Raw genomic sequence first — 11721 nt, 5'->3', positions numbered from 1 at the left:
GCACCCTTAGGTGCTTTTTAACTCCTTTTAATATAACAAAAAAGCCGCCGCTCTATTCCATTTAGAACAGAGCGAGGGCTTACGGTAGATCTTTTAGTCGATTAGAATAGCAGCTAGAATCGCCATGATGAAGAAACCAGCAGCAAGTCCAACAGTTACACGTTGTAGTACAAGCTCCATACCACGAGCTTTTGTTTTACCAAAGAGATGCTCAGCACCGCCAGAGATGGCACCGGAAAGACCCGCGCTTTTCCCCTTTTGCAGAAGAACGACCGCAATAAGACCGACGGAAAAAATCAGGAGCACAACTTTCAAAAAGATATCCATTCACTTCCACCTCCTACGCCTAAGCATCACTATCTATGGTAATTTAGGTTATCACGATACATAAACAGTATTCTTATTTTATCATAGCGCTGTCGGTAATACAACAGCTTAGACTGTTAAGTCGTAGCTTTTCTTGCAAGATAAGGATAAACCTATTAAAGTCTATCTTCTTCAAATCATAAAAAAGACCCGCCATAACGGCGGGTCTTCGAAGTCTGCTATAAAAGCAGATTATCTTTTAAGGTTGTAGAAGGATTTCAGGCCGTTGTATTGAGCCAATTCACCCAACTCATCTTCGATGCGAAGCAATTGGTTGTATTTAGCAACACGGTCTGTACGGGAAGGAGCACCTGTTTTGATTTGACCAGCATTAGTCGCAACAGCGATATCAGCGATTGTGCTATCTTCGGATTCACCGGAACGGTGGGAGATAACTGCTGTGTAACCAGCACGTTTAGCCATTTCGATAGCATCAAAAGTTTCAGTCAATGTACCAATTTGGTTAACCTTAACCAAGATGGAGTTACCGATACCTTTTTCGATACCTGTTGCAAGACGCTCAGTGTTAGTTACGAACAAGTCGTCACCAACCAATTGGACTTTGTCGCCCAATTTTTCAGTAAGCAATTTCCAGCCATCCCAGTCGTCTTCGGACATACCGTCTTCGATTGTGATGATAGGATATTTTTCAACCCATGAAGCAAGAAGGTCAACATACTCAGCGGAAGTATAAGATTTACCTTCGCCAGCAAGGGTGTATTTACCGTCTTTGTAGAACTCAGTGGAAGCAACGTCCATACCCAAGAATACGTCAACACCTGGTTTGTAACCAGCTTTTTCAATAGCTTCGATGATTGTAGTGATTGCTTCTTCATTCGAACCAAGGTTCGGTGCGAAACCACCTTCGTCACCTACAGCTGTGTTCAGGCCTTTGGATTGAAGTACGGATTTCAAGTTGTGGAAAATTTCAGCACCTGTGCGAAGAGCTTCTTTGAAGCTTGGAGCTCCTACAGGAAGAACCATGAACTCTTGAACGTCGATGTTGTTGTCCGCATGCTCACCACCATTGATGATGTTCATCATTGGTACTGGTAGAGTTTTAGCGTTGAATCCGCCCAGGTATACGTACAAAGGAATATCCAAAGCTGCTGCAGCTGCACGAGCTACTGCCATGGATACAGCTAGGATTGCGTTAGCGCCCAATTTACCTTTGTTAGGAGTTCCGTCCAAAGTAATCATCAATTTGTCGATGCCCACTTGGTCAAGAGCGTCCATACCGATAACTTCTGGAGCGATGATTTCATTTACGTTCTCAACAGCTTTCAGAACGCCTTTACCCATGTAACGGGATTTGTCGCCATCACGAAGTTCTACAGCTTCGTGAGCACCAGTGGAAGCGCCGGAAGGAACGATAGCGCGGCCTTTAGCACCGGATTCCAGATAAACGTCAACCTCTACAGTAGGGTTACCACGGGAGTCAAGGACTTCGCGAGCATATACATCAGAAATAATAGTCATGTAAGTTAATCTCCTTTTAACATTGTTTTGGTCTTACTTGTATAGCTTAAAATCAAAGGCGTTATACCTTACCTTACTTACGGCTAGCAATCATGGATTGTCCGGTCATTTCCGCAGGTTGCGGAAGTCCCATCAAATCTAGGATTGTTGGTGCTACGTCTGCAAGAATACCGGATTCACGCAATACAACATTCTCAGTAGTCACGATGAACGGAACAGGATTGGTTGTATGAGCTGTGAACGGGCGACCGTTCTCGTCAAATACCATATCTGCATTACCATGGTCAGCGATAATAATGGCAACGCCACCTTTGGCAACAACCGCATCCACTACTTTACCTACACACTCATCCGTCACTTCTACAGCCTTGATTGTTGGTTCCAGCATGCCGGAGTGTCCAACCATATCAGGATTGGCAAAGTTAAGAATGATAGCATCCTGTCTTTCCGCTTCGATTTCCGCTACGCAGGCTGCAGCCACTTCGTATGCGCTCATCTCAGGTTGAAGATCATAGGTTGCCACTTTAGGAGAGTTGATTAAGATCCGAGTTTCACCAGGAAGCTCCTCGTCACGTCCACCGCTGAAGAAGAAGGTTACATGCGGATATTTCTCAGTTTCCGCGATGCGCAGTTGCTTCTTGTTTTGTTGAACAAGCACTTCACCCAATGTGTTATCCAGGTTCTTCGGTGAATAGGCTACATAACCTTGTACCGTTTCGCTGAAAGTAGTTAGGCATACGAAGTGCAGGTTTTGCGGGAACAAAGGACCACGATCGAAACCGCGGAAATCTTGATTCGTGAACACTTGTGACAATTGAATAGCACGGTCAGGACGGAAGTTGAGGAATACGACGGAATCGCCGCTCTCTACTGCCGTTACAGGTTTGCCTTCACTGTTTACAATTACACTAGGTTCAACGAATTCATCAAATACCGAGTTTTCATAAGATGAAGTGATGGCTTGCACAGCATCCGTGTATTTAGGGCCTTCACCATAAACCATAGCACGGTAGGCTTTCTCTACACGTTCCCAACGTTTATCACGATCCATTGCGTAATAACGTCCGGACACCGTTGCAATTGTACCCACGCCAACCTCTTCGATTTTAGCTACTAGATCTTGGACAAACTTCTTCCCACTATCAGGAGCTACGTCACGACCGTCCATAAAAGCATGGATATACACTTCATGCATATCTTCTTTTTTAGCCAGGTCAAGCATAGCAAACAGGTGGTTAATATGGCTATGTACCCCTCCGTCGGATACAAGCGCATAAAGGTGAAGCTTTTTGCCAGTGTTCTTAGCATTTCTAACTGCGCTAACCAGGGTTTCGTTATCGAAGAACTCACCCTCGCGAATCGATTTATCGATACGAGTCAAATCCTGATAAACGATCCGGCCTGCACCAATATTCAAATGCCCTACTTCGGAGTTGCCCATTTGCCCTTCCGGAAGGCCTACAGCTTCACCGCAAGCAGTGAGTGTAGTGTTAGGATATTGTTTCAGGTAACGGTCATAGTTAGGTTTGTTGGCTTGAGCAACGGCATTACCTTCTGTCGTTCCACGCAAACCAAAACCATCCATGATGATCAAAGCTACGGGTTTTGGAGCTGACATCTTACTTCGCCCCCTCAACCAATTGAACGAAGGAATCCGGTTGTAAGCTGGCACCGCCAACAAGCGCACCATCGATGTCGCTTTGGCCCATGTACTCAGTTACATTCTCAGGCTTCACGCTGCCGCCGTATTGAATACGAACAGCTTCAGCTGTTGCTGCATCATACAGATCTTTTACAAGACTGCGGATGTAAGCAATAACTTCATTAGCATCTTGGGAAGTGGAAGATTTACCTGTGCCAATAGCCCAGATAGGTTCGTATGCAATAACAACTTTTGCTGCTTGCTCGGCACTAAGACCTTGGAATGCAGCTTCAGTTTGTACTTTACATACTGCTTTAGTTTGATCAGCTTCACGCTCTTCGAGCTTTTCGCCAACACATACGATAGGAGTAATTCCGTGACGGAATGCAGCATGCATTTTCTTATTCACGATTTCATCCGTTTCGCCAAAATAAGCACGACGCTCAGAGTGGCCAATGATAACATAGTCCACACCAAGATCACTTAGCATTACACCACTGATCTCGCCTGTGTAAGCACCGTTATCTTCAAAGTGTAGGTTTTGTGCACCAATCTTGATGTTAGTACCTTTTGCAGCTGCTACAAGTGCAGGCAGGTTAGTAAATGGAGCGCAGATTACAGTCTCAACGCCTTCTACTTCTGCTTTGCCTTTAATTTCAGCAATAAAGCTTTCTGCTTCAGGAACTGTTTTGAACATTTTCCAGTTACCTGCAATAATAGGTGTTCTCATGACTTATGTTGCCTCCTTCTTAGGTCTTACTTATCGTTCAGTGCTTCTACGCCAGGAAGCGCCTTGCCTTCCATGAACTCAAGGGATGCACCGCCACCAGTGGAGATATGATCCATTTGATCAGCCAGGTGGAATTTCTCTGCTGCTGCTGCGGAATCTCCGCCACCAATAACAGTGTAACCTTCAGTAGTTGCACAAGCTTTTGCTACTGCAAGTGTACCTTCAGCGAATTTATCGATTTCGAATACGCCCATAGGTCCATTCCAGACAACCAGCTTGGAGTTCTTGATAATATCGGCATAAAGTTCACGAGTCTTAGGTCCGATATCAAGTCCTTCCCAACCTTCTGGGATTTCATTGTAATCAACGATCTTAGTGTTAGCGTCAGCACCAAATTTATCAGCAACAACAACATCAACAGGAAGCATGAAGTTTTTACCAAGTGCTTTTGCTTTTTCGATGAATCCAAGAGCAACGTCAAGTTTGTCGTTGTCTACTAGTGATTTACCGATTTCAAAGCCTTGTGCTTTAGTGAATGTATAAGACAATCCACCGCCGATCAGGACGTTATCAGCCAAAGACAACAAGTTATCAATAACATCAATCTTGTCTTTAACTTTCGAACCACCGATGATCGCAGTGAAAGGACGTTCTGGGTTAGAAAGAGCTTTACCAAGAACGGACAATTCTTTCTCCATCAAAAGACCGGATACAGCTGGTAAGAAATGAGCGATACCTTCTGTCGATGCATGTGCACGGTGAGCCGCACCAAACGCATCATTAACAAACAAATCAGCCAATTCAGCGAATTGTTTAGCCAGTTCAGGATCGTTTTTCTCTTCACCTGGGTAGAAGCGAACATTCTCAAGTACAAGTACGTCGCCTTCGCCTAGCTCAGCGATTTTTGCTTTTACAGCTTCGCCAATTGCTTCGTCAGCTTTAGCTACTGGTTTGCCAAGGAGCTCGGACAGACGTTCAGCAGCAGTAGTCAAACGCATGGAATCTACGAATTCGCCTTTAGGACGACCCATATGACTCGCAAGAATGATCTTTGCACCGTTCTCGATCAAATATTTAATGGTTGGAAGTGTTTCGCGAATACGAGTATCATCAGTAATTTTACCGTCTTCTACAGGTACGTTGAAATCCACGCGTACAAATACGCGCTTACCCTTTACTTCTACATCACGGACGCTTTTTTTGTTCATGATTAATTCCTCCACACCCAAAATTGTTTCTAGCAGGAAACAAGAAATACATTTAGAAAGAGCGGAAACAAGGAATTTCTGTTTCCGCTCTATAGATGTTGCTTATATCAAGTCAATTACTTAGCGATTTTAGCGAATTTCTCCAAAGTACGAACCAATTGTGCAGTGTAGGACATTTCATTGTCATACCAAGCAACAGTTTTAACCAGTTGTTTGTCGCCAACAGTCAATACTTTAGTTTGTGTAGCATCGAACAGGGATCCGAAAGTCATACCTTTGATGTCGGAAGATACGATTTCATCTTCAGTGTAACCATAAGTGTCTGGATCGGAAGCTGCTTTCATTGCTGCGTTGATTTCTTCAACAGTAACGCTCTTATCAAGAACAGTTACAAGTTCAGTCAGGGAACCAGTTGCAACTGGAACACGTTGAGCTGCACCATCCAATTTACCTTTAAGTTCTGGAATAACCAGACCGATTGCTTTAGCAGCACCAGTAGTGTTAGGAATGATGTTCTCAGCTGCTGCACGAGCGCGTCTGAAGTCACCTTTAGCATGTGGAGCATCCAAAGTGTTTTGGTCGCCAGTGTAAGCATGAATTGTAGTCATCAAGCCTTCAACGATACCGAACTTGTCGTTCAGTACTTTTGCCATAGGAGCTAGGCAGTTAGTTGTGCAAGATGCGCCGGAAATAACAGTCTCAGTACCATCAAGAATGTCATCGTTAACGTTGTAAACGACCGTTTTCATGTCGCCAGTAGCTGGAGCGGAGATAACTACTTTCTTAGCTCCACCTTTCAAGTGTTTTTCAGCTGCTTCTTTAGTTGTGAAGAAACCTGTGCACTCAAGTACGATATCAACGCCTAGGTCGCCCCATGGCAATTCTTCAGGGTTGCGGTTAGCAAGAACCTTAACTTCTTTACCATTGACTTTGAAGAAGCCATCATGCACTTCAACATCACCTTGGAATTTACCTTGAGTTGTATCATATTTAAGCAAATGAGCAAGCATCTTAGCGTCAGTCAAGTCGTTGATTGCTACCACTTCGATACCTTCTACATTTTGAATACGGCGGAAAGCAAGGCGTCCAATACGTCCAAAACCGTTAATTCCAACTTTTACACTCATTGAATAGTTCCTCCTAGAATTCGTTTTATTTATTCAAAACAGACGGTGAGGTCTGTCATGACAACAATGTTAAGTATGATGCAAGAAGTATGTTATTGCCTGCAATCTAAAAACTACGAAGATAGCTGTAGTTGATTGTCAATTTCCTTGCCTATTTCTACTGCAGCAGCCTCGTCCGTGACGAGAATATTCTCCTGCCCGAAACGCAGCATGGCATGAATGGCTTTGGCCTTGGGTTTGCCTCCTGCAATACCGATGACTTTCTCTGTCCGAATAATATCTTCTAGACGTAGACCCATCGTAAGCATGGTATGGACAACCTGACCCTCTTCATTGAAATAATAGCCAAAAGATTCGGCCACTGCCCCTTCACCCTGGATTTCCGAGACTGTAGCCTCGTCCAGTTTGCGGCGGCGGGTCATTTCAATGGCATCCCCAATCCCATGTACAATAATACGCGAACTACGGATGGTTTGTACAATCTCTCCAATATTAGAGTCAAGTGCCAGCGATTGGTATGCATCCCCGCTAAGCAAATCAGGGACATGCAACAACCGGTAGTTGGCTCCAACCCGCTTTGCCATTGTTGAGGCAATCGTGTTGGCTTGAATCTCCATACTCTCTCCTAATCCTCCACGCGCCGGAACAAACCAAGCGTTCTTATAGGAAAGGGACAACGGCGGTGCCAGTTGATCAGCCATATCGGCAAGCGTCGATCCACCTGTGACGGCAACTGTATCATCTGCGCGAAGTATACTCAGCAGCGCTTTCGCACCCGCTCGGCCAAGCTCTCGTTTGGTGAACGGCGATGACTCACAATCACCCGGTACTACAATAACTTTATCCAGACCATACGTTGCTCGAATTTTCTCTTCCAGCTCATCCAGACCAAATAGGCTCTTAACAACCGGCTCTAGCAAATCAAGCAGTCTACGTCCAGCAGCGCTAATGCGCATGCCAACACTCTCGATCTCAATAAGCCCTTGCGATTTCAGAAGATCCGTCTCGGCACGCAGTACCCGCTCAGTCATATCTAGCGAAGCGGCTAGCGTTCTGCGCCCAATAATATCGGACAGCATGATCTGATGAAGAATCGTGTACCGTCTCTTAAGGGTTTCCATGAGATCAGGCAGAAGCTGCTTTTGGATATCTAATAAATTACGCATACTTTCACTCCTGCAACTTCGTCTTCCTCTATTCCCTTGTTCATGGTCTCAAAACGTCCCGGGTAAACTTTTTAAGTCCCACCCATATTCTAACCAAATATTGCTCGAAGCGCAAGTCTTCCGAGAGTAGAATTCTCAAGCGCTTGTCTTCTTATACATTAATAAGGTCAGAAAAAGATATAGCGCCCGATGCCTGTCCCTAGAGCGCTTGTCCAGTATTAATATTACATTGCAATTGTGTAAAAATTGTATTATAATCATTTTTGTTGCGCCCGTGGTCCAATGGATATGACGTAGGCCTCCGAAGCCTGAGATCCAAGTTCGATTCTTGGCGGGCGCGCCATTAATTTCATTTTTGCACATAATTTAGTAGTGCCTATACTACTACTTAACCAAAGAGCCGCTTGTCGGCTCTTTTTTTTGAATATAAGTTTGACTTTCTTTGACTTTTTGTTTGAATTTGTTTATCATGTGGGTAATACGGCAAGAGTAAAAATGAATACATTTAAAGAACCAATATCAAGGAGGTTTTCCACGTGAGTTATATTCCTATGGTAGTAGAACAGAGCAACCGCGGCGAGCGCGCTTATGACATCTATTCCCGCCTGCTGAAGGACCGCATCATTTTCCTTGGAACGGAGGTTAATGACGTGGTAGCCAATTCTATCATCGCACAAATGCTGTTCTTGGCTGCCGAAGATCCTGACAAGGACATTCACCTTTACGTGAATAGCCCAGGCGGTTCCATTACTGCAGGTATGGCTATTTTTGATACAATGCAGTACATTAAACCAGACGTTTCCACCATCTGTGTGGGTATGGCAGCTTCCATGGGAGCTTTCCTGCTAAACGCTGGCGCCAAAGGCAAACGCTTTGCACTGCCTAACAGCGAGATCATGATCCACCAGCCTCTGGGTGGTGCTCAAGGTCAAGCAACGGACATTGAAATCCGTGCCCGCCGCATCCTCAAATTGCGCGATAAGCTGAACCGTATTCTAGCAGAACGTACGGGTCAACCTCTAGAACGTATTGAGAAGGATACAGATCGCGACTACTTCATGACTGCTGCAGACGCGGCTGAATACGGTATCGTAGATAAAGTAATCGAGAAGACATTGCCTAGCGGTGTGTAAGCTATAAAGTAAAAATATAAAGAGGCTGTGCTCTATCCGTTATGGTTAGAGCACAGCCTCTTTATATTTTATAGAAGACCTAAATCCAATTAAGCCAGCCCGCCATAACCTAGCGCATCCAGTTTCTCGGCAATTACGCGATAACCCCGGCCATTCGGATGCAAATGATCAATGGATAACAGCCCTCTCTCATTTCCTGCGAACTCACTGTAAATCGAAGCAAATCCACATACTCGGCTACTGTACTGTACTGCGTATTGATTAAACTGCCTGACCCACTCTGTCGCACCAACCACCTGAGGATAGGGGTTATATAATCCCACAATTCTAATGATAAAAGGTCTACGCGTCCTCGCCTTCAATTGTATAAGGATATTCATAATTGCAGAGAAATTTTGTTTGCATTCCTGAAGCGATCTGCGCAGCTCTGCGGATAAGTTGCCTTGCTGTCTTGCTGCTGATTTGGCCGCGTGAATCAAATCATTACCACCGATAGACACAGTGATGATATCGGCTTCTCGAACGGCCTCACGCATCATGGAATTTCCGCGCAGCCGCTGCTCCAGCTCTGAAGTAGTCATTCCGTTCACGCCTAAATTCGTAGAGGCTACAGTAGTCCGCAGTCTCCCTTCTGCCATTCTACGGTACACCGGAACAAAACCGTTACCTGGCAGAGCACCAAATCCAGTCGTCAAGGAATCGCCAATTGCAGTATATTGGTAGCCCATAGCTCTCCCCCGTTCATAAACTAGTTACTCCCTTTAGCATATGAACAAGAGATAACTCTGGTAAGGGGGAGATGTCTTGTGCCGACATTAGCGGAGACGAAGCATTTCCATTTATTTTATGCCAGCAAACGGGCTACTGCCATCCGGCAAAAGCTCTTTGAAACTAAAAGTATACTCAGGGAAGCCTGCAGCATACGCTGTGTACTCATATAATTGGAAGAACAGAACAACCTTGTCGTCCTTCAGATAGAAATATTTCTCCGTATTCAATCCGTTGAATCCTCCCAAATAACTATCCTCTGCCTTCAGTAGCCTGCTCAGCTTTGCATTCAGCTGTTTTTTGTAGTTTGGATTAGCTCCAAACAGGTCGCCCAACAGTAGACGTTTACCATCCTTAAGCGAGAAGGTGAAGGCTTCACGGTTAGTCATTCCATGGGCGCCGCCCGTATCACTATACTGATGCATCACTATGCTGATCACACCATTCTGATTGTAGGTCACTACATAACCTGAATCATAGGTGTATTTGGGCTCTGCTCCATCTCGATCGGAGATATCCTGTTCTGCACCCGCCGCGAATTTCATAACACTTTCCTTCAAAGTATTATTAATAGCTTGTTGCGCACTGGAGTTGCCCAATCCACTGATCTTCGGATAATCAAGCTGAATAAAAGCTTCTGCCCGATCTTTAGCATAAGTTTCCGTGGTTACCGTCAGCGCGTTCTGCGGTCTGTTCACCACATTCAGCCTACTGGCGGCCCGACTCCAATCTACCTTATAACCCATATAATCATTTAACAATCCTGATGGAACATAGAGGCGATTATTAATTAACTTTCCTTCATACTCTCGAATGAAATAGTTGTTCACCCACACAGAAGTACCGTAGCTGGATAACATCAACTTGGCCTTGGCCGATCCTTTTCCAATCATGTACGCATTTTCCTTCTTATCATACACAAGCGGTAATCCCAACACATCTCGCATAAAAGTTAGGGGAATCCAGGCCTGTCCTTCCTTCAAAATACCTTCCTGTAACGAATTTATCCCGTTTGCCTTTAAAACGATACGCGATTCAATAGTTTTATTCTCCGTTTTACTAACTGCTGCATAACCCGTTTCGCTGGGCAGCAGACCTCCACCAAACAATAAACCTGCTGACATCAGACCTATGCCCCATTTGCGTGCTGATTCTTTTGAAATAATATTCATCATCTTATTTTTCCTCTCCTTTCCAATTTATTAAACAGAATCGTAGAGAACTTACACAAAAAAAGAGGCGCCCCCCACTATTACTAGTGGAAGATCACCTCTCCTCTCTGCATTCACCTTGTTCTGATACTATTTCAATTCATACATTACGCTCAGCTGAGTTGTAACTTTAACTACTCCGGGTTGCACGGATGTGCTTGCACCAGCATCTGCTGCAGCCATATTCATTTTTAGATTCTGTTCAAAATAAACCGGAGTGATATCGCCATCATTTTGGCTGACCGTGATCACTTGACCCAAGCTGCGTTTAGCTGCCTTAGCAATAGCCCCTGCTTTAACATCTGCATTCGCCATCGCTTTTTCAATCACCTGAGCTTCAAATGCAGAAGTATCTTCCACAGAAAAACGTGCATTTCCGATATTATTCGCCCCTGCCGCAGATGCAGCGTCCAGCAATTCACCAACCTTGGTCAGATCTCTATAAGACACTAACAGCGTATGATTAGCGTTGTACCCCTTCACTTGCTGTCCTTCTTTTTCGCTGTAACTATAATTGGGTTGCACATAAAACTGCGTGCTTTGAATATCTTTATCTGCAATTTTCCAAGTATTCTTCAGTAAAGTCATAATCTTCTGAATTTTAGCGGCATTGGTCTTCTGCGCTTCTTGCGCAGTTGTGGCCGTAGTATCCACACCGATGGACAAGTATACAATATCCGGCTTGAGGGACAATTCGCCTTTACCTACTACACTAACGACATTTTTCTGCACTTCATCTGCATAAGCCTTTGCAGGACCTTGGAAAACACCACTCATGCTGATCCCTCCAATTAACAAACTCCCTACGATCATCACTGAACCAATTTTCTTCAATAAACCTTTCATATTTGCCAGCCCCTTTCATTTCTTGTGTTTTGTTATTATCCTCTA

General features: G+C 44.6%; 11 protein-coding genes and 1 tRNA gene. 2 read left to right on the top strand and 10 right to left on the bottom strand.

Translation table 11 applies throughout. From position 1 onward, the window contains the following. Positions 1-93 precede the first annotated feature (93 nt). From secG to MHI15_RS27895, 7 genes are all read right to left on the bottom strand, one after another. Entirely contained in the window at positions 94-327 is a 234-nt protein-coding gene (gene secG, locus MHI15_RS27925; RefSeq protein ID WP_076126868.1) for a preprotein translocase subunit SecG, read from the bottom strand. Between the two features lie 231 nt (positions 328-558). Continuing rightward, positions 559-1845 (bottom strand): phosphopyruvate hydratase, encoded by a 1287-nt coding sequence (eno, locus tag MHI15_RS27920; protein ID WP_036687130.1) that lies wholly within the window; start codon positions 1843-1845, stop codon positions 559-561. A gap of 73 nt (positions 1846-1918) precedes the next feature. Then, positions 1919-3463 (bottom strand): 2,3-bisphosphoglycerate-independent phosphoglycerate mutase, encoded by a 1545-nt coding sequence (gene gpmI / locus MHI15_RS27915; RefSeq protein WP_076305439.1) that lies wholly within the window; start codon positions 3461-3463, stop codon positions 1919-1921. A gap of 1 nt (position 3464) precedes the next feature. Then, complete coding sequence (tpiA, locus tag MHI15_RS27910) at positions 3465-4217, bottom strand: triose-phosphate isomerase (RefSeq protein WP_036687124.1); 753 nt, start codon at positions 4215-4217, stop codon at positions 3465-3467. Between the two features lie 26 nt (positions 4218-4243). Continuing rightward, the gene (locus tag MHI15_RS27905) at positions 4244-5425 is read right to left on the bottom strand and encodes a phosphoglycerate kinase (RefSeq protein ID WP_036687122.1); all 1182 of its coding nucleotides are present in this window, start codon (positions 5423-5425) and stop codon (positions 4244-4246) included. Positions 5426-5541: 116 nt separating this feature from the next. After that, on the bottom strand, positions 5542-6552 hold the full coding sequence (gene gap / locus MHI15_RS27900) for a type I glyceraldehyde-3-phosphate dehydrogenase (RefSeq protein ID WP_036687120.1): 1011 nt from the start codon (positions 6550-6552) through the stop codon (positions 5542-5544). Positions 6553-6665: 113 nt separating this feature from the next. Next, positions 6666-7718, bottom strand: coding sequence for a sugar-binding transcriptional regulator (locus tag MHI15_RS27895; RefSeq protein ID WP_076126862.1), 1053 nt, complete (start codon positions 7716-7718; stop codon positions 6666-6668). Between the two features lie 268 nt (positions 7719-7986). On the opposite strand from MHI15_RS27895, the gene MHI15_RS27890 reads away from it, so the two are divergent. Further along, positions 7987-8061 (top strand) — tRNA-Arg (locus tag MHI15_RS27890). A 193-nt stretch (positions 8062-8254) separates the two neighbouring features. After that, positions 8255-8851 carry an ATP-dependent Clp endopeptidase proteolytic subunit ClpP gene (clpP, locus tag MHI15_RS27885; protein ID WP_036687113.1) on the top strand — a complete coding sequence of 199 codons (597 nt, stop codon included), beginning with the start codon at positions 8255-8257 and terminating at the stop codon, positions 8849-8851. Between the two features lie 89 nt (positions 8852-8940). Here clpP and MHI15_RS27880 read toward each other — a convergent pair whose 3' ends face one another. From MHI15_RS27880 to MHI15_RS27870, 3 genes are all read right to left on the bottom strand, one after another. Continuing rightward, complete coding sequence (locus tag MHI15_RS27880; RefSeq protein WP_341165150.1) at positions 8941-9579, bottom strand: GDSL-type esterase/lipase family protein; 639 nt, start codon at positions 9577-9579, stop codon at positions 8941-8943. Positions 9580-9690: 111 nt separating this feature from the next. Then, the gene (locus MHI15_RS27875) at positions 9691-10794 is read right to left on the bottom strand and encodes a PdaC/SigV domain-containing protein (protein WP_341165149.1); all 1104 of its coding nucleotides are present in this window, start codon (positions 10792-10794) and stop codon (positions 9691-9693) included. Between the two features lie 126 nt (positions 10795-10920). After that, positions 10921-11676: an SIMPL domain-containing protein gene (locus MHI15_RS27870; protein ID WP_076126857.1), complete on the bottom strand. Its 756-nt coding sequence runs from the start codon at positions 11674-11676 to the stop codon at positions 10921-10923. Positions 11677-11721 lie beyond the last annotated feature (45 nt).

This window comes from Paenibacillus sp. FSL H7-0918 (assembly GCF_038007025.1).
Taxonomy (GTDB): domain Bacteria; phylum Bacillota; class Bacilli; order Paenibacillales; family Paenibacillaceae; genus Paenibacillus_AQ; species Paenibacillus_AQ odorifer.
Note: the sequence above shows the minus strand (reverse complement) of the source record. Positions and strands in the feature narration are given on the sequence as shown.